This window comes from Thermus oshimai DSM 12092, assembly GCF_000373145.1.
Taxonomy (GTDB): domain Bacteria; phylum Deinococcota; class Deinococci; order Deinococcales; family Thermaceae; genus Thermus; species Thermus oshimai.
In genome coordinates this window covers 19,073-35,685 of sequence record NZ_KB890604.1, presented here as the reverse complement: position 1 = coordinate 35,685, position 16,613 = coordinate 19,073, and the positions used below count along the sequence as shown (strand labels likewise).

At 69.7% G+C, this 16,613-nt stretch carries 17 protein-coding genes; 3 read left to right on the top strand and 14 right to left on the bottom strand.

Annotation, left to right across the window (positions count from 1 at the left end; all coding sequences use genetic code 11):
- Nucleotides 1–2: 2 nt before the first annotated feature.
- The 12 genes from trpD to thrS all read right to left on the bottom strand — a co-directional run bounded on the left by trpD (nt 3) and on the right by thrS (nt 12,784).
- Complete coding sequence (trpD, locus tag B043_RS0104405) at nt 3–992, bottom strand: anthranilate phosphoribosyltransferase (protein WP_018461080.1); 990 nt, start codon at nt 990–992, stop codon at nt 3–5.
- Nucleotides 980–1,561, bottom strand: a complete 582-nt coding sequence (locus tag B043_RS0104400; RefSeq protein WP_016330171.1) for an anthranilate synthase component II — start codon at nt 1,559–1,561, stop codon at nt 980–982. The genes trpD and B043_RS0104400 overlap by 13 nt, the downstream gene beginning before the upstream one ends.
- A complete protein-coding gene (gene trpE / locus B043_RS0104395; protein ID WP_018461079.1) occupies nt 1,558–2,943 on the bottom strand; it encodes an anthranilate synthase component I in 1,386 nt (461 codons plus the stop codon). The genes B043_RS0104400 and trpE overlap by 4 nt, the downstream gene beginning before the upstream one ends.
- Before the next feature lie 182 nt (nt 2,944–3,125).
- Nucleotides 3,126–3,551 carry a c-type cytochrome gene (locus tag B043_RS0104390; RefSeq protein ID WP_018461078.1) on the bottom strand — a complete coding sequence of 142 codons (426 nt, stop codon included), beginning with the start codon at nt 3,549–3,551 and terminating at the stop codon, nt 3,126–3,128.
- 9 nt (nt 3,552–3,560) lie between these two features.
- The gene (locus B043_RS0104385; RefSeq protein WP_018461077.1) at nt 3,561–4,640 is read right to left on the bottom strand and encodes a TIGR04053 family radical SAM/SPASM domain-containing protein; all 1,080 of its coding nucleotides are present in this window, start codon (nt 4,638–4,640) and stop codon (nt 3,561–3,563) included.
- A 60-nt stretch (nt 4,641–4,700) separates the two neighbouring features.
- Nucleotides 4,701–5,681 carry a hypothetical protein gene (locus B043_RS0104380; protein WP_018461076.1) on the bottom strand — a complete coding sequence of 327 codons (981 nt, stop codon included), beginning with the start codon at nt 5,679–5,681 and terminating at the stop codon, nt 4,701–4,703.
- Nucleotides 5,678–6,292: an MBL fold metallo-hydrolase gene (locus B043_RS0104375; RefSeq protein WP_018461075.1), complete on the bottom strand. Its 615-nt coding sequence runs from the start codon at nt 6,290–6,292 to the stop codon at nt 5,678–5,680. Before B043_RS0104375 ends, B043_RS0104380 begins: the two co-directional genes overlap by 4 nt.
- Nucleotides 6,279–8,126: a 1-deoxy-D-xylulose-5-phosphate synthase gene (dxs, locus tag B043_RS0104370; RefSeq protein ID WP_018461074.1), complete on the bottom strand. Its 1,848-nt coding sequence runs from the start codon at nt 8,124–8,126 to the stop codon at nt 6,279–6,281. The genes B043_RS0104375 and dxs overlap by 14 nt, the downstream gene beginning before the upstream one ends.
- A gap of 8 nt (nt 8,127–8,134) precedes the next feature.
- Nucleotides 8,135–8,770 (bottom strand): hypothetical protein, encoded by a 636-nt coding sequence (locus tag B043_RS0104365; RefSeq protein WP_018461073.1) that lies wholly within the window; start codon nt 8,768–8,770, stop codon nt 8,135–8,137.
- A gap of 60 nt (nt 8,771–8,830) precedes the next feature.
- A complete protein-coding gene (locus B043_RS0104360; RefSeq protein WP_018461072.1) occupies nt 8,831–10,015 on the bottom strand; it encodes an ABC transporter substrate-binding protein in 1,185 nt (394 codons plus the stop codon).
- Nucleotides 10,012–10,803 carry a PaaX family transcriptional regulator gene (locus B043_RS0104355; RefSeq protein WP_018461071.1) on the bottom strand — a complete coding sequence of 264 codons (792 nt, stop codon included), beginning with the start codon at nt 10,801–10,803 and terminating at the stop codon, nt 10,012–10,014. Before B043_RS0104355 ends, B043_RS0104360 begins: the two co-directional genes overlap by 4 nt.
- A 1-nt stretch (nt 10,804) precedes the next feature.
- A complete protein-coding gene (gene thrS, locus B043_RS0104350; protein ID WP_018461070.1) occupies nt 10,805–12,784 on the bottom strand; it encodes a threonine--tRNA ligase in 1,980 nt (659 codons plus the stop codon).
- A 68-nt stretch (nt 12,785–12,852) separates the two neighbouring features.
- Here thrS and B043_RS0104345 point away from each other — a divergent pair, with 68 nt between their 5' ends.
- Together B043_RS0104345 and B043_RS0104340 are read left to right on the top strand one after the other, a co-directional pair.
- Nucleotides 12,853–13,086, top strand: a complete 234-nt coding sequence (locus B043_RS0104345; protein ID WP_016330182.1) for a type II toxin-antitoxin system Phd/YefM family antitoxin — start codon at nt 12,853–12,855, stop codon at nt 13,084–13,086.
- Complete coding sequence (locus tag B043_RS0104340) at nt 13,083–13,466, top strand: type II toxin-antitoxin system VapC family toxin (protein ID WP_018461069.1); 384 nt, start codon at nt 13,083–13,085, stop codon at nt 13,464–13,466. Before B043_RS0104345 ends, B043_RS0104340 begins: the two co-directional genes overlap by 4 nt.
- A gap of 78 nt (nt 13,467–13,544) precedes the next feature.
- On the opposite strand, the gene B043_RS0104335 is transcribed toward B043_RS0104340, so the two are convergent.
- Nucleotides 13,545–14,768: an MFS transporter gene (locus B043_RS0104335; protein ID WP_018461068.1), complete on the bottom strand. Its 1,224-nt coding sequence runs from the start codon at nt 14,766–14,768 to the stop codon at nt 13,545–13,547.
- On the opposite strand from B043_RS0104335, the gene B043_RS0104330 reads away from it, so the two are divergent.
- A complete protein-coding gene (locus tag B043_RS0104330; protein WP_026234125.1) occupies nt 14,725–15,690 on the top strand; it encodes a tetratricopeptide repeat protein in 966 nt (321 codons plus the stop codon). The two genes, B043_RS0104335 and B043_RS0104330, sit on opposite strands and share 44 nt — an antisense overlap.
- Here B043_RS0104330 and B043_RS0104325 read toward each other — a convergent pair.
- Nucleotides 15,687–16,598 carry a diacylglycerol/lipid kinase family protein gene (locus B043_RS0104325; RefSeq protein ID WP_016330186.1) on the bottom strand — a complete coding sequence of 304 codons (912 nt, stop codon included), beginning with the start codon at nt 16,596–16,598 and terminating at the stop codon, nt 15,687–15,689. The two genes, B043_RS0104330 and B043_RS0104325, sit on opposite strands and share 4 nt — an antisense overlap.
- Nucleotides 16,599–16,613 lie beyond the last annotated feature (15 nt).

Genomic DNA, 16,613 nt, shown 5'->3' with positions numbered 1-16,613 from the left:
CTTTAGCCCTTCAGGAAGCGCACGTAGCCTTCCAGGAGGAGGTAGGCCTCCCCCGAGGCCAGGACCTCGAGGGCGAGCCTAACCCCCTCCTCCAGGCCTCCCACCCGCCCCGCGGCGTAGAACCCCGCCCCCGCGGCCAGGGCCACCGCGTCCCGCAAGGGGCCCCTCTCTTCCCCTTTCAGGATCCGGCGGGCCAGCTCGGCGTTCGCCCCGGGGCCGCCCCCCTTCAGGGCCTCCAGGGGGGCCCGCCTGAGGCCCACCCCCTCGGGGGTGAGGGCGTAGGTCCTTCCCCCCACCTCCACCACCCGGTTCTCTCCCAAAACGAGCTCGTCCGCCCCCTCCCCGTGGACCACAAGCCCTTTCGCCCCAAGCCGTTCCAGGGCCTCGGCCATGGGGAAAAGCCAATGGGGGCTATAGACCCCGAGCACGTACCGGTCCGCCCCCGCGGGGTTGGTGAGGGGGCCCAGGAGGTTGAAGACCGTGCGGATGCCGAGTTCGGAGCGCACCGGGGCCACGTGGCGCATGGCGGGGTGGAAGGCCCGGGCGAAGAGGAAGCCGAAGCCCAGGGCCTCGATGGCCTCCCCCACCCGCTCCGGGGGGGCCTCGAGGTCCACCCCCAGGGCCTCCAGGAGGTCCGCGGAGCCCGCCTGGGAGCTCGCCGCCCGGTTCCCGTGCTTGGCCACCGCCACCCCCCCCGCCGCGGCCACCAGGGCCCCCAGGGTGGAGAGGTTGACCAGGCCCTTATGGTCCCCCCCCGTGCCCACGATGTCCAGAAGGGGCCTCCTTTCCACCCTAAGGGGCCTTGCCGCCTCGCGCATGGCCCGGGCCATGGCCGCGATCTCGTGGGGGCGCTCCCCCCTTAGGGCCAAGGCGGTGAGCACCCCCGCGGCCCGCACCGGGGAGACCTCCCCCCGCATGAGGGCCCCCATGAGCCCGTAGGCCTCCTCCTCCGTGAGCACCTCCCCCAAAAGCGCTTTCCTTATGGCCTCCATGGGTCCTCCAGGAAGTTCTTGAGGATGAGTTTACCCGCCTCCGTGAGGTAGCTTTCCGGGTGGAACTGCACCCCGTGCACCGGGTAGGCGCGGTGGCGGAGGCCCATCACCGTCCTGCCCCCGGCCTCCTCCACCCAGGCGTTCACCAAAAGCTCCTCGGGGAGGTTTCGCACCACCAGGGAGTGGTAGCGGGTGGCGGGGAAGGGGCTTTCCAGACCCCGGAAGACCCCGGTGCCGTCGTGGTGGATGGGGCTCACCTTGCCGTGCATGACGATGGGCGCGGGCACCACCTCCGCCCCGAAGGCCGCCCCGATGGCCTGGTGGCCCAGGCAGACCCCCAGGATGGGGTATCGGGGGGCGTAGCGCTTTATGAGGGGGACGGAAAGCCCGGCCTCGAGGGGGGTGCAGGGCCCGGGGCTGATGAGGATCCGGTCCGGGTTCAAGGCCTCCACCGCCTCCAGCTCAAAGCGGTCGTTCCGCCACACGATGGGCTCCGCCCCAAGCTCCCCCAGGTACTGGACCAGGTTGTAGGTGAAGCTGTCGTAGTTGTCCACCACCAAGACCCTCATAGCCCCTCCTCCGCAAGCTCCACCGCTCTCAGGAGGGCCCGCGCCTTGTTCAGGCACTCCTGGTACTCCCTCTCGGGCACGGAGTCCGCCACGATGCCCGCCCCGGCCTGCACGTGCATCCACCCCTTGGCGATCACGAAGGTGCGCAAGGTCAAGGCCATGTCCATGACCCCGTCGTAGGCCAGATAGCCGAAGCTTCCCCCGTAGGGCCCCCGGCGGTGGGGCTCCAGCTCCTCGATGATCTCCATGGCCCGGATCTTGGGGGCCCCGGAGACGGTGCCCATGGGGAGGACGCTGGAAAGGGCGTCCAGGGGGGTCTTCCCCTCGGCCAACACCCCCTCCACCGTGGACACCAGGTGCATCACGTGGGAGTAGTACTCCACGTGCAGGGGCTCCAGGACCCGCACCGTGCCGAAGGCGGCCACCCGGCCGATGTCGTTTCGGGAAAGGTCCAGGAGCATCAGGTGCTCCGCCCGCTCCTTTTCGTCCCGTAGGAGCTCCTCCGCAAGCCTTTGGTCCTCCTCCTCGTCCTTCCCCCTGGGCCTCGTCCCCGCGATGGGCCGGGTGACCACCCGGCGGCCGTCGGAGCGGAGGAGGCTTTCGGGGCTGGCGGAGACCAGGACCACCTCCCCCAGGTCCAAATAGCCCATGTAGGGGCTCGGGTTCACGCTCCTAAGGGCGCGGTAGAGGGCGAAGGGGTGGACGGTGAGGGGGGAGGAAAGCCTCAGGGAGAGGACCACCTGGAAGATGTCCCCGGCGTAGATGTAGCGGAGGGCCTTTTCCACGGCCTCGAGGTAGGCCTCCCGGGTGAGGTCCGCCCTAAACTCCGCCCGCCCCCCAGGCCGCATCCCCGGAACCCCAGGGAGGGGCCCCTTGAGCCGGGCCTCGGCCCAGGCGAGCCGCTCTTCCGCCTCCTCCCCGTCCTCCCCGGGGGCGATGAGGTGGAGGAGGCTTTTTAGGTGATCAAACACCGCCACCACCTCGGGCTCCACGAAGAGGAGGTCGGGCAGGCCCAGGTCGTCGGGCTTGAGGGCGGGCAGGCGCTCGTAGTAGCGGATGAGGTCGTAGGCCGCGTACCCCACCACCCCGCCAAAGAAGGGGGGAAGGTCAGGGGGGCGCTCCAGGGGGGCGTGCACCGCCTGGTAGAGGGCCCGCAAGGGGTCTTCCGCGGGCAGGGGCTTCCCGTTTACGGTGAAGACCCCGTCCTTAAGCCGGAAGGTGCGCCTGGCCCCCACCCCCACGATGGAGAAGCGGCTTTGCCGCCCCCTTTCCACAGACTCCAGGAGGAAGCTCACCGGGGCCTTCTCCGCAAGCTTCAGGTAGGCGGTGACGGGGGTCTCCAGGTCCGCCAGAAAGGTCCTGCGAAAGGGTTTGATCGCCATGCCACCCCCTAAAAAAGCCCCCCGGGGTGCACCCCGGGGGAACGCCCGCCTCCGCCCCGGGGCCTAGCCGGGCCACCACCAGGCGAAGACGGGAGCCATGGGCTTACCTTACCCCAACCCCCCCTCCCAGGTAAAGGGCCCGGGGCCCCTAAGGGGCCCCGGTAGGGAGGGAGTACACCGGTCTACTTGACCGGGGGACGGGACTTGAGCACCTCCTGCGGGGCGTAGGCCTTGGCCCGCTGGGCCTTCACCTCCTCCGGGGTGAAGGGCTTGGCCTTGGACTTGGCGAAGGCGGTGAGGATGTGGTTCAAGACCGCCGCCACCTCCGGGTCCTTGAGCTGGCGGAAGGGGGGCATGACCCCGTTGAAGGTCTTGCCCTCCACGGTGAGGGGGCCCTGGAGGCCGTAGAGCACCACCCGGATGAGGTACGCCCGCCCCCCCTGGGCCTGGACCACCTTGTCCAGGTGGGTAAGGGGCGGGAAGGCCCCGGGCAGGCCCTGCCCGTTCACCTGGTGGCAGCTTTGGCAGTTGGCGGAGTAGACCTTGGCCCCCTCGCTTTGGGCCAGGGCCAGGCCCAGGAAGGCCAAGAGCAGGAGGAACGTCCTCATGCTTTCATCTTACCCGTGTAGCGGGGCGGGGCCAGGGGCATTTGTCCTGGGGGTGTAGGCGCACCGGGGGTCGGCGGCCAGGTAGTCCCCGGTCTCGGCGAAGGCCCGGGCCCGGCTTCCCCCGCAGATCTCCTTGTACTCGCAAAAGCCGCACTTCCCCTTCAGGCGGGTCTTGTCGCGGAGGGCCAGGAAGAGGGGGCTTTGGCGGTAGATCTCCAGAAGGGGCCTCTCCCGGACGTTCCCTGCGGAAAGGGGCAGGAAGCCCGAGGGGTAGACCTCCCCCGTGGAGGAGACGAAGACGAAGCCCAGGCCGTCGGAGAGGTGCACCCCCCGGCCCGCCCCCACCAAGGCCCCGTCCTCTTCCCCCTCCTTGGCCCGCCTCTGGAGGACCACCCGGCGGAACATGGGGCCTTCCGTGGTGCGCACCTTAAAGGGGTAGCGGCGGGAGAGCTCGTAGAGGAGGTGCATGACCTCCTCGTACTCCTCGGGGGAGAGGCTTTGCAGAAGGGCCCCCCGGCCCACGGGGACCAGGAAGAAGACCTCCCAGGTGGCCACCCCTTTGGCCTTGAGGATCTCGGCGATCCCCGGAAGCTCCCCCACGGTGAGGCGGGAAACCGTGGTGTTCACCTGGGTCATGAGCCCCACCTCCCGGGCCCAGTCCAGGGCCTCGAGGGCCAGGGCGAAGGTCCCGGGCACGCCCCGGAAGCCGTCGTGGGTTTCGGGGCCCGCCCCGTCCAGGGAGATGGCCATCTGGTGCACCCCCAGCTCCTTGAAGCGGGCCACCACCTCCCGGGTGAGCCTCGGGGTCACCGCGGGGGTGATGCCCACCTTAAGCCCCAGCCGCTGGGCCTCCTCCAGGAGGAGGAAGAGGTCCGGCCGGGCCAGGGGGTCCCCCCCGGTGGGGAGGAGGATGGGCTTGGGGGTGTAGGTGGCGAGCTCCCTTAAAAGGGCCAGGCCCTCCTCCGTGGAGAGCTCCCCGGGCAGGGGATGGGGCTCGGCGGAGGCCCGGCAGTGGCGGCAGGCCAGGAGGCAGGCCCGGGTCATCTCCCAGGCCACCAGGAGGGGGAAGCGGTGGAGGTCGGGCTTCATGCCCCCAGGATGCCCCTAGGGGGGAGGGACGGGTGTCCCTCTGGCCCCAGGTCCCCCGCTTTAGCGGGCCAGGGTGAGGCGGTAGACCAGGCGCCGGGCCTCCTTGGGGCCCACGGTGACCTCCAGGCGGTAGCCCTCGGGGAGGAGGGTGGCCCCGGGGAAGTCCAGGCGGAAGGGCTGGGGGAAGACCTCAAAGAGGAGGAGGGTCACGGGGTAAGGGTAGGGGTTTTCCAGGAGGGTTTCCACCCGGTAGGAGCGCTCCTTTTCCCCCTGGGCCACCTCCTCCACCTGGCGGAGGAGGCGCGCCCCTAGGTCCCGGCCCAGGAAGACCTCGGCCACCTCCCCTTCCGGGGTGGCGGGGAGGAGGGCCTGGCCCAGGAAGAGGCCTTCCTCCACGGCCTCGAGGCGCCCCGGGGCCAGGGGGAAGGGGGCCCTAAAGCGGTAGCCCCGCTCCAAGGGGAGGACCCTGGCGGTCCCGAAGGGCCCCTGGTAGCGGAGGAGGCGGGTGGGCTTGAGGTCCGCCTGGAGGAAGGGGAACTCGGTGGTGCCCGTCAAGATCCGCCTTGGGGGAAGCTGGTAGCGGAAGAGGCCGAAGGGGCTTTCCCCAGGGCCTTCCGCCAGGGCCCGATAGGCCATGGCCTTTTCCAGGAGGGGGGCCTCCCCCGCCAGGAGGGTGAGCCGCCGGGCCTCCAGGGGCTCCCCCTCCAGCGTAAGCCGGGCCCAGGCGGTGAGAAGGCCCTCCTCCAGGGTGTAGAAGACCTCCCCCCGAAGCCCCAGGTAGAGGTAGCGGAGGGTGGCCTCCCCCTCCCCCCGGTAGCGGAAGAAGACGGCCCCCGGGCGGTACAGCCGCTCCATCTCCTCCACCCCAAGGAGGCGCAGGGAGCCGGGCACCGTCTTCTCCAGCCGTTCCCCCCCCAGGTAGACCCAGGCGGAAGGGGGAAGGGTAAGGGGCTCCTTGACCTCGGCGAAGCCCGGATACACGGTCACCTCCTGGGCCAGGGCGGCAAGGCCCAGGAGAAGGAGGGCCAGGACTTTTCTCATACCCCCAGTTTACGGGCGAGGGCCTCCACCTCTTCCCGCTTGAGGGGCCCCCCGTGGCCGGGGTAGACCCATTCCGCCCCCAGGTCCAGGATCCTGCGCACCGTCTTCCGGGCCAGGGCGTGGTCCTCGTTGATGAGGCGGGGAGGAAGCCCCCGGCCCCTCAGGGCGTCCCCCGCCAGGAGCACCCCTTCCCTAAAAAGCCCCACCTGGCCCAGGGTGTGGCCGGGCAGCTCCACCACCCGCCAGCCCAAGACCTCCACCCCCTCCTCCACGGGCCTCAGGGCCTCCCCGGGCAGGGGCGGGCCCAGGTTGGCGAGGAAGCCCCCAAGGAGGGGGATGGGGAGGGGCGGGCGGGGTTTTTTCCCCGTGAGGTAGGGCCACTCCCGGGGGTGGGCCAGGACGGGGAGGCGGAACCTCTCCCAAAGGGCCCTAGCCCCCCCGGCGTGGTCCAGGTGGTGGTGGGTGAGGAAGAGGAGGAGAGGGGGCTTTTGGAGGAGGGCGAGGAGCCGCCGGCGCTCCCAGGGAAGCCCCGCGTCCACCAGGAAGTAGCCCCCTTCCGCGGGGACGCGGTAGAGGTTGGCGGCGAAGGGGAGGCGCTCAGGCCCGCTCATGGACGGGGGCCACGCCCATCTCCCTAAGGGCCCTCCGGATCCCCTCGGCGTCGATCCCCGCCTGGCGGTGGAGGGAGGGGATGGCCCCGTGCTCAAAGAAGCGGTCGGGGAGGGCGAGGACGCGCACCTCCGGCTTCAGGCCCATCTCGTTTAGGGCCTCCAAGACCGCGCTCCCAAAGCCCCCCATCCCCTGGTGGTCCTCCACGGTGATGAGCTTGTAGCCCGCAAGCCAGGCCAGCATCTCCCGGTCCAAAGGCTTCAGGAAGCGGGCGTTGACCACGCCCACCCGGGGGTCCTCCCCGGCGGCCTCGAGGGCGTACCTCAGCGTCTTCCCGAAGGCCAAGAGGTAGACCTCCCGCCCCTCCTTCAAAACCTCCCACTTCCCCCAGGGGATCTCCGGCCAGACCCCCTCGGGGGCCCGCTCCACGTTGTCCCGGGGGTAGCGGATGGCCACCGGCCCCCCCACCTCCAGGGCCTTCTTCAGCATGGCCCTGAGCTCCAAGGCGTCCTTGGGGGCGGCGATCTGCAGGTTGGGCACCGTGCGCAGGAAGGCGATGTCAAAGACCCCGTGGTGGGTGGCCCCGTCCGCCCCCACGAGCCCCGCGCGGTCTATGGCGAAGACCACGGGCAGGTTCTCAATGGCCACGTCGTGGATCACCTGGTCGTAGGCCCTTTGGAGGAAGGTGGAGTAGATGGCCACGATGGGCCTCATCCCCTTAAGGGCCAGCCCCGCGGCGGTGGTCACCGCCACGTCCTCGCAGATCCCCACGTCCAGGTAGCGCTCGGGGTGCTCCGTGGAGTAGCGCACCAGCCCCGAGCCCTCCCGCATGGCGGGGGTGATGACGAAAAGCCGGGGCTCGAGGCGGGCGAGCTCCGTCACCGCGTCCCCGAAGGCCTGGCTCCAGGAGTAGCCCTTGGAGACCTTCTCCGGCTTCTTGGGGTCAAAGCCGGGGGGCCCGTGCCAGTAGATGGGGTCGGCCTCGGCCACCTTGTAGCCCTTCCCCTTCTGGGTGACCACGTGGAGGAGGGTGGGACCTTCCAGCTCCTTGAGGTGCTCCAGGATGTGGATGAGCCCCTTGAGGTCGTGCCCGTTCACCGGGCCCACGTAGCGGATGCCCCAGGCGTAGAAGGGGTTTTCCTGGTGGAGGAGGAGCTTGGCCGCCTCCTTGGCCCGGTCCACCAGGCCGAAGAGCCGGGGGGAGATGTGCTCCAGGACGTTTTTCCCCAGCTTCTCCATGTCCTGGACCCACTTCCTGATCTGGAGCTCCTTGAAGTAGCGGTTGAGGGCCCCCACGTTCTCGGAGATGCTCATCTCGTTGTCGTTCAGGATGATGAGCATCCTCTTCCCCAGCTCCCCGATCTTGTTCAGGGCCGCCAGGGCCATCCCCCCCGTAAGCGCCCCGTCCCCGATGACCGCCACCACGTGGTGGTCCTCCCCCAGGAGGTCCCGGGCGAGGGCCATGCCCAAGGCGTTGGCCAAGGAGGTGGAGGCGTGGCCCACGGTGATGGCGTCGTGGGGGGACTCGGAAACCTTGGTGAAGCCGGAAAGCCCCCCCTCCAGCCGGATGGTGTGGAAGCGGTCCTTGCGGCCCGTGACCAGCTTGTGGGCGTAGGCCTGGTGGCCCACGTCAAAGAGGATCTTGTCCTTGGGGGAGTGGAAGACCCGGTGGAGGGCCAGGATGAGCTCCACCGCCCCCAGGGAGCTCGCCAGGTGGCCGCCGTTTTGCGCCGTAACCCGGATGATCTCGCTCCGGATCTCCTCGGCGAGGACGAGAAGCTCCTCCAGGCTTAAGGCCTTCAGGTCCTCAGGGGAGTTCACCTTGTCCAGGATCATGCTCACCTCTAGCGGAAGTTGCGCTCCAGAAGAACCCGCCCCTCCCGGGTCCGCACCTCGCCCACCCCGGGGGCGAACCAGACCTCGTAGAGGGCCTCGCCCCGCTCATCCTTGAAGCTTTGGCGGATGCGAAAGACCCGGAAGGTCCCCGCGGGCACCCGCACCTCCCGGCTCTCCAGGACCTCCATGGTGTAGGAAAGCGCCCCGCTGGCCAAAGGCTCCCTTCCGGAAGGGGCGAGGAGCTCCACCTTTACCTCCGTCCTTCCCCCCCAGCGGTACCCCACCTGGAGGAGCCCTTCGGGGGGGTACTCCAGGAGGGGCGGGGTGAAGGTGACCCGGGCGGAGGGCTCCTGGAATCCCAAAAGCCTCACCCCCTCCTTCACCTGCCGGAAGTAGACCCGATCCTCCCCCCGGCCAAAGCTCCGGAAGCGCAGGGCCTCCTCCCCCCCCAGCACCCCGGGGCCCTCCACCCTTAGGCGGTAGGGCGGGGCGGAGAGGCTTTCCCCTTCAGGCAGGTAGACCCACTCCAGGCCGGTGAGGGCGGGGTAGAACCCCACGGGGCCCTCGAGGGTGGGCCCCGCCTCCCCCACCCGGGGGGCGCAGGCGGCGAGGACGAGGAGAAGGGGCATAAGGTACCGCTTCATGGTACGGAGTTTACCCCTTAAGGCCCGTAGCCCCCCCTACACTCCCCCGGCCCAGGGATCTCAGCGCCCCTCCGCCGCCAGGGCCTTCCTCTGGGCCTCCTCCAGGGCCCTTTTGGGATCCAGGCCCCCCTTGAGGCTCCGCTCCAGGGCCTCCTCCAGAAAGCCGTACCAGAGGACCATCTCCGGGTCCTGGCTCCAGGGCCGGCCCCACTCCGCCTGGGCGAAGACCGCTTTCCGCTCGGGGTCCTTCAAGAACTCCCCCAAGGCCCTTTCGGCCGAGCGGCGCAAGGGGAGGTACCAGGTGGTCTCCGCCCACTCCGCCTGGAGCTCGGGCTCCAGGAAGCTCCGCCAGAAGGCCACCGCCCCCTTGGCCTGCTCCGGGGAGGCCCCCTTGAGGACCACCAAGACCGCCCCGGAAAGGGGCACCGCCCCCGAGGGAAGGCGGGGCACCGGGGCCAGGCCCACGGCGAAGGGCAGGGAGGTCTGGCTCAGGACCACGGGCAAGGCGGTGCTGGGGCCTAGGCCCATGAAGGCCTTGGTGCGCAGGAAGTCCGCCACCGCGAACTGGGCCTCCGCCAGGTTGCGGGCCTGGGCGTGGCCTTTTTTCACCATGCGGTGGAGCATCTCCAAGGCCTCCACCACCTCCTTGGAGGTGAAGGCAGGGCGGCCATCCCTCACCAGGCTCCCCCCCAGGCTCATGACGATGGCGTTGAAGCTCCAGATGTCCGTGGAGACCACCAGGCCCTTGGCGGTGCGGCTGGTGAGGCGGGCCGCGGCCTCCTCCACCTCGGCCCAACTGGTGGGGGCCCTAAGCCCCCGGGCGCGGAAGGCGTCCTTGTTGTAGTAGAGCACGGGGACGGAAAGGCCCAAGGGAAGGCCAAAGGTCTTCCCCTTCACCTGGCCTGCCCGCAGGAACTCGGGGTAGAGGTCCTGGGGCAGGTCCTGGAGGTAGGGGTCCAGGGGAAGGGCCGCCCCCTCCTGGGCCAGGCGGGGGAGGAAGGAGAGCTCCGCCTGGAACATGGCCGGGGCCCCCCCCGAGCGGAGGGCGGAGAGGAGCTTCACCCCCGCCTCCCGGTAGTCCCCGAGGTAGCGGGCCTCGAGGCGGTAGGCCTTCTGGGCGGCGTGGAAGCGGTCTATGGCCTTGAGGAGGACCTTGTCCCCCGGGGGGCCCGCGGTGTGCCAGAAGGGGATGGCGGTCTGGGCCCACCCCAGGAGCAAAAAGGGAAGGAGGAAAAACGCCCTCATCCCCTAAAGCCTACCGGGGCCTCCATGAGAGCGCCTGAGGGGGAAAGCCCCACCTCCTTAAGGAAGGGGAGGGCTGCCCGGTAAAGCGCCGCCCGAACCTCCAGGAAGGCCCGCCGGGCCTCGAGGCCCGGGAAGCCCTCGGGGAGAAGGGCCTCGGGGAGGCCGGGGTCCAGGAAGAGGGCCTTGCGCATCTCGTGGACCAGGCGCGTGAGGAGGGCGAAGGCCCGTTCGGGGTCCTCCGGGGCCACCGGGAAGACCAGGGCGCGGTAAAACCGGGCCGCCTCCTCCAGGGGAAAGGCCTTCAACACCTCTTCCTTGGGGCTTAGGGGCTCCGCCCGGAAGAGGAGCCCTTTCACCCGGTAGAAGCCCAGGAGCTCGGAGGCCGCCCCCTCCTCCACCCCCGCCCCCAGGTAGACCCCGCTCTGGAGGAGGCCAAAGCCCAAAAGGGCCATCTCCCGCCGGAAGCGCTCCCTTTCCGCCCGCACCCTGGGGCCTTCGGGGAGGACCAGGAGAAAGCGCCCGTCCCAGGGGGCCGGGGCCCCGTAAAGCCTCTTCCGCACCTGCTCCACCTGCCAGTAGACCCGGTCGGAAAGGGCGTAGGCCGCGCTCCGGCCCGCACGCACGGGCTTCACCCAGCCCCGCTTGGCGCTCCGGGAAAGGGCCGCCCGCACCGCCGCCTCGGAAAAGCCCAGGGCGGCCATCATGCGCACCAGGGCCCGCACCGGGGCCTGGCGCTCGGGGTACACGTACTCCAGGAACAGGGTGAAGATGGTGGAGCGGGCACGCATCTTAGAACGCCGACTCCAGAAGCTTCTCCCGGTACTCCTTAAGGGCCCCCTCCAGGAAGGCGGAAAGGGGCATGCTCCCCAGGTTCCCCCGGTGGCGGCGGCGCACGCTCACCCCCCCCTCGGCCTTCTCCCGCTCCCCCACCACCAGCACGTAGGGCACCTTGGCCACCTCCGCGTCCCGGATCCGGGCCTGCATCCTTTCGGGCCTCAGGTCGGCCTCCGCGCGGAGGCCCGCGGCCTTGAGCCGCTCCACCACCTCCTTGGCGTAGTCCTCCTGCTTCTCGGAAACGGGGACCACCACCGCCTGCACCGGGGCAAGCCAAAGGGGGAAGTCCCCGGCGAAGTGCTCGATGAGGATGCCGATGAAGCGCTCCAGGGAGCCAAAAGGGGCCCGGTGGATCATCACGGGGCGGTGCTCGGCCCCGTCCCGGCCCACGTAGGTGAGGCCGAAGCGCTCGGGGAGGTTGTAGTCCACCTGGATGGTCCCAAGCTGCCACTCCCGCCCCAGGGCGTCCTTCACCACGAAGTCCAGCTTGGGGCCGTAGAAGGCCGCGTCCCCCTCCTCCACGGTGTAGTGGAGGCCCGCCTCCAGGGCGGCCTCCTCAATCTGCCGCTCCGCCAGGGACCATTTGGCCTCGTCCCCCACGTACTTATCGCTCTTCGGGTCCCGCACCCCGATGCGGGCCCGGTAGTCCTTAAGGCCCAGGGTGGAGAGGACCTTTAAGACCAGGTCCAAAACCCCCAAAAACTCCTCCTTCACCTGCTCGGGGGTGCAGAAGATGTGGGCGTCGTCTTGGGTGAAGCCCCGGACCCGGGTGAGGCCCAAAAGCTCCCCCGCCTTCTCGTAGCGGTAGACGGTGCCGAACTCCGCAAGCCTCAAGGGAAGCTCCCGGTAGGAGCGCCGCCTATAGGCGTAGATGCGGATGTGGTGGGGGCAGTTCATGGGCTTTAGGAGGTACTCCTCCTCCTCGCCCCGCTCCTTGAAGCTGATGGGGGGGAACTGGCTTTCCGCGTAGTAGGGGTAGTGGCCCGAGGTCTTGTAGAGCTCCAGGGAACCGATGTGGGGGGTGGTGACCAGCTGGTAGCCCCGGCGGATCTGCTCCTCCCGCATGAAGGCCATGAGCTCTTCCCGGATGACGTTCCCCTTGGGAAGCCAAAGCACGAGCCCCTTCCCCACCATGGGGTCTATGAGGAAAAGCTCCAGCTCCCGCCCGAGCCTCCTGTGGTCCCGCTTCTTGGCCTCCTCCAGCTGCCAGAGGTACTCCTTAAGCTCCTCCGCGGTGCGGAAGGCCACCCCGTAGACCCGCTGGAGCATGGGCCGCCGTTCGTCCCCCCGCCAGTAGGCCCCGGCCACGTGGGTGAGCCGAAAGTGGGGGGGGATGCGGCCGGTGGAGGGGACGTGGGGCCCCCGGCAGAGGTCGGTGAAGCCGAAGGCCTCGTCCCCCTGCTGGTAGAAGCTGATCTCCTCCCCTTCGGGCAGGTCCAGGATGAGCTCGGTCTTGTAGGGGTCCTTGCCCTGGTAGCGGGCGAGGGCCGCCTCCCGGGGGAGGACGAAGCGACGCAAGGGGAGGTCCCGCCTCAGGATCTCCCGCATCTTCTCCTCAATGGCCGGGAGGTCCTCGTCGGAGATGGGCTCGGGGGCCTCTATATCGTAGTAAAAGCCCTTCTCGATCACCGGCCCCACCCCCAGGCGGACCTGGTCGGGATCGTAGCCCTTTTCCCGGAAGAACTCCTTCACCGCCTGGGCCAGGACGTGGGCCAGGGTGTGGCGGAAGAGGTGCTGGTACTCGGGGTCCTTCTCCGTGAGGATGCGCACCGTGGCCCCCTCGGGGAGGGGCTTGAAGAGGTCGTAAAGCTCCCCGTCCACGATGGCCCCCACCGCCGCCCGGGCCAGGCCCGGCCCGATGCGCTCGGCCACATCCTTGGCGGTGGCCCCCTCGGGGACCTCGAGGGCCCGCCCATCGGGTAGGTAGACCGTCATGCCCTTCACTATATCCCTTCCCCCGGAGAGGCTTGACTTAGCCAAGCCCTTAGCCAGAAGATGGGGGGGTGAAGAAGGTCACCGTTCACCGGGCCAAAACCGAGCTCTCCCGTCTCCTACGCAAGGTGGCCCTGGGGGAGGAGGTGGTCCTCATGAGGGGGCGGGAGCCGGTGGCCCTCCTGGTCCCCTACCCGAAGGAGGGGCGGAAGCGCCTTTTCGGGCGGTACAAAGGCCAGATCCGCATCGGGGAAGACTTTGACGCCCCCCTGCCCGAAGAGATGGCGGAGGCCTTCGGCCTGTGAAGCTCCTCCTGGACACCCACGCCTTCCTCTACTTCCTCACCGGCGACCCCCGCCTCTCCCCTAAGGCCCGCCGGGCGGTGGAGGAAGGGGAAGAGGTCTACGTCAGCGCGGCCAGCGTGTGGGAGATGGCCATCAAGGCGAGCCTAGGCCGTTTGGACCTTCCCGAGGACCTCGAGGCCTTCCTGGCGGAAGTCTTTCGGAGCGAAGCCTTTTTGCCCCTCCCCGTCAGCCTGGTCCATGCGGCGGCGGTGCGCGCCCTGCCCTGGCACCACAAGGACCCCTTTGACCGCCTCCTGGTGGCCCAGGCCCGGGAGGAAGGGCTGGCCTTGGTGAGCAAGGACGCCATCCTGGACCGCTACGGGGTGGAGCGGATCTGGTAAGTACCCCGCCGAAGCAAAGGCTTCGGCGGGGGCCCCAGGCTTTCCTAGAGCCCTGGAGATTTTGCACCGCAAAGGCGCCTAGCCTTCCTGAGGAAGTCTCCGCCCCACCCAAAGGGCCAAGGCGTAAAAGGCAAAGGCCGCCAGGAAAAGCGCAGGAAAGCCCAAGAGGTCCACCAAGGCCCCGCCCAGCACGCTGGAAAAGGCGAAAAGCCCGGCCAGGGTGTTGGCCAGGCCGATGTAGGCGCTCCGCTCCCCCTTGGGGGCCAGGTTCAGGAGGTAGGTGGTGGTGGCGAGGCCAAGGGCGGCCAGGTAGGCCCCTTGGAGGAGGAAGACCACCCCGAAGAGGGAGGGGGGCAGGAGGAAGGGCAGAAGGGGCGTGGCCACAGCCAGGAAGGCCCCTGCCTGGAGCACCCCTTTAGACCCCCGCTCCGCCATCCGGGCCCAGAGGAGGTTGGAGAGGGTGAAGGAGAGGGCGTAGAGGGAAAGGTAAAGGCCAAGCTCCGCCCCCTGGCCCAGCCTCCGCACCGCAAAGACCGCGTAAAAGGGCTCCGCCATGCCCCCAAGGCCCAAAAGAAGGCGCACCCTCAGGTAGCGGCGGAAGGCCGGGTCCCGCCAGGGGGCCAGGAGGTCCACCTTTTGGGGCGGGGCCTCTTCCCTGGGCTCCTCCGTGAGCCCGAAGAGGTACCACCCCGCCCCGAAGGCCAAAGCCCCCAGGGCGAAAAGGAGGGCGTAAGGCAGGGGAAAGGGAAGGGGCAGGGCCAGGATGGCCCGCACCAAAAACCCCGCCAAAAAGGCCAGTAGCCCCCCCACCAGGTTGCGGGCGCTGAAGAGGGCGGCCCGCCTGGACATGGGCACGGTCTTGGCCACCACCTCCCAGAAGGGCAGGCTGGAAACCCCGGTGAAGAGGGCGTTGAGGAGGAGGCCCAGGAGAAACCCCAGGAAGAGGAGGTGGGGCCAGGGGCCAAGGAGAAAGGCGGAAAGGGCCATGAGGAGGACCCCAAGGAGCCTCAGGGCCGCCACCTTGCGGTAGAGGACGATCTTCCGGGGAAGCCGCGCCACCCAGGGGGCCAAGAAGGCCTGGGGCACCATCCCCCCCGCCTGGAGGAGGGCGGGGAGGAGGCCGATGAGGCTCGCGGGGGCCCCCAGCTTGGCGGCAAACCCGGCAAGGACGATGTTGGGGTTCAAAAAGGTGTCCCCCAGCCAGACCAGCCAGCCGTTCACCACCGCCAGGCGGTAGTTCCGCTCGCGGAGGTCTAAGATGGTGAGGATGGTGCTCCTGCCTTCCCTCGGGCCCTTCCACATCCTGCACCCACGCTACAACGCGGCCACGGTCCTGGCCATCCTCGAGGCCCAGGCCCCTTCCGCCCTCTACCTGGCCTCCCACAGCCCCGAGGGCCTCGAGGGGGGGGCCTGGCGGGAGGAGGACCCCCTCCTCTTCCACCTCCTCCCCTGGGCGGAGGAGCGGGGGATCCCCGTGGTGGCCCTGGACGGGGAGGCCCACCTCAAGGGGGAGGCGGAGGCCTTCCGCCAGGCCCTGGCCCAGCACCCCTTGGGGGCGCGCCACCTGGAGCGCATGGGGGCCTTTGATGAGGCCCTGCTCGCCCTCCTCCGGCGGCCCCTCACCCCCGAGGTCCTGGCGGACCGGGCCTTTTGGGAGGAAGTCCAAGGGGTATACCGGGGCTTCGCCGAGGCCTTCGGCGAAGGCCCGGCCACGGGCTTCCGCGCCCGCCGGATGGCCCGGGTGGCGGAGGCCTTAAAGGGGAAGGAAGGGGCGGTGGTGGCGGACTTCCTGGACTACCCCTTCCTTCTGAAAGCCCTCCCCGGGGCCACCTTCCCCCCCCACACCCCCACGGAGAAAGAGCGGGTGCGGGCCCTTTTGGACCGGGCCTGGCAGCTTAAGGAGGAGGACGACTGGGCGGCCCTCCTCCAGGGCCTCCTGGAGGTGGGCACCCCGGAGGCCCTTTTCCTCTCGGCCCAGATCTACCTGGCCGCGGGGCAGTGGGAGGACGCCTTGGCCCTTATGGAAGAGGTCTTCCGCATGGACTTCCAGCACCCGGGCTACCTTCCGGGCTACGTCCTGGCCCGCTTCGGGCAACTCCTGGACCTTTCGGGGCAACGGGAGCGGGCCCTCAGGGCCTACCGGGGGGTCCTGGCCCTCTCCTTCGCCCCGGAGGAGGCCCGGGCCATCGCCCTGGCGGGGCTCAGGACCCCCTTCCGCCTCTAAGCCCCGAGGGGGCTGAGCTTGGGCCCCTTCTCCAGGGCCCGGCGGCCCACCACCTTTAGGGCCAGGGGGTGGATCTCGGCGCGGTAACGCTCGGCCTCGGGGAGAAGCTCCCCGTCCGCATGGGCGGGGACGGGGGCGGCAAAGTGGGCCTCCAAAACCCGCCCCGAGAAGGCGCGCACCTCCTTATGCCCCAGGTGCCGGCCAAGGAGGAGCCGCGGCAGGATGAGGACCACCCCCAGCCGGGAAAACCGCCCCGCCAGCACCACGGCAAGCCGCCCGTCCCGGGGATCGGCCATGGGGGCGATGGGGATGCCGCCCCCGTAGGCGGGGCCGTTCATGGCGGCGAGGAGAAGGAGAGGCCCCCTGTAGACCTCCTCTCCGTCCAGAAAAACCCGCCCCTCGGGCAGGCGGAGGTCCTTCAGGACGGCGAAGAGGGCGTAGAGGTAGCGGGGCATGCCCCGGAGGAAGGGGGGGGCAGAAAGGGCCTTCTTGGCCACCAGGGCGTCAAACCCCAGGCCCAGGGAGGCCCCAAAGGGCTCCCCGTTCACCACGCCCAGGTCCACCGCCTCCTCCGGGGCGAAGAGGGCGTGCTCCAGGGCCAGGGGCCAGGGGAGGCCCTTTAGGCCCAGCATGCGGGCGAAATCGTTCCCGCTTCCGATGGGCACCACCCCCAGGGTCTTGTCCGTGCCCGCAAGGCCCTTTAGGACCTCGTGCACCGTCCCGTCCCCCCCCACGGCCACCACCCGGGCCCCAGGGGGGGCCTTCCCCGCAAGCTCCGCCGCGTGGCCCGGCCCTTCGGTGAGGAAGGCCTTGGCGCCCTTGTCCCGGGCGGCCTTCAGGATGGCCCCGGAAAGCCGCCCCACCTTCCCCCGGCCCGCCGCCGGGTTGACGATGACCCACCTTTCCACCCCTGTATTTTAGGG

Coding starts and splice junctions, on each gene's coding strand:
- B043_RS0104360 (WP_018461072.1), bottom strand. CDS start 10,015: ATGAGGGCGTTTTTCCTCCTTCCCTTTTTGCTCCTGGGGTGGGCCCAG.
- trpD (WP_018461080.1), bottom strand. CDS start 992: ATGGAGGCCATAAGGAAAGCGCTTTTGGGGGAGGTGCTCACGGAGGAG.
- thrS (WP_018461070.1), bottom strand. CDS start 12,784: ATGACGGTCTACCTACCCGATGGGCGGGCCCTCGAGGTCCCCGAGGGG.
- B043_RS0104400 (WP_016330171.1), bottom strand. CDS start 1,561: ATGAGGGTCTTGGTGGTGGACAACTACGACAGCTTCACCTACAACCTG.
- trpE (WP_018461079.1), bottom strand. CDS start 2,943: ATGGCGATCAAACCCTTTCGCAGGACCTTTCTGGCGGACCTGGAGACC.
- B043_RS0104375 (WP_018461075.1), bottom strand. CDS start 6,292: ATGAGCGGGCCTGAGCGCCTCCCCTTCGCCGCCAACCTCTACCGCGTC.
- B043_RS0104380 (WP_018461076.1), bottom strand. CDS start 5,681: ATGAGAAAAGTCCTGGCCCTCCTTCTCCTGGGCCTTGCCGCCCTGGCC.
- B043_RS0104330 (WP_026234125.1), top strand. CDS start 14,725: ATGGTGAGGATGGTGCTCCTGCCTTCCCTCGGGCCCTTCCACATCCTG.
- B043_RS0104335 (WP_018461068.1), bottom strand. CDS start 14,768: ATGTGGAAGGGCCCGAGGGAAGGCAGGAGCACCATCCTCACCATCTTA.
- B043_RS0104355 (WP_018461071.1), bottom strand. CDS start 10,803: ATGCGTGCCCGCTCCACCATCTTCACCCTGTTCCTGGAGTACGTGTAC.
- dxs (WP_018461074.1), bottom strand. CDS start 8,126: ATGATCCTGGACAAGGTGAACTCCCCTGAGGACCTGAAGGCCTTAAGC.
- B043_RS0104365 (WP_018461073.1), bottom strand. CDS start 8,770: ATGAAGCGGTACCTTATGCCCCTTCTCCTCGTCCTCGCCGCCTGCGCC.
- B043_RS0104385 (WP_018461077.1), bottom strand. CDS start 4,640: ATGAAGCCCGACCTCCACCGCTTCCCCCTCCTGGTGGCCTGGGAGATG.
- B043_RS0104390 (WP_018461078.1), bottom strand. CDS start 3,551: ATGAGGACGTTCCTCCTGCTCTTGGCCTTCCTGGGCCTGGCCCTGGCC.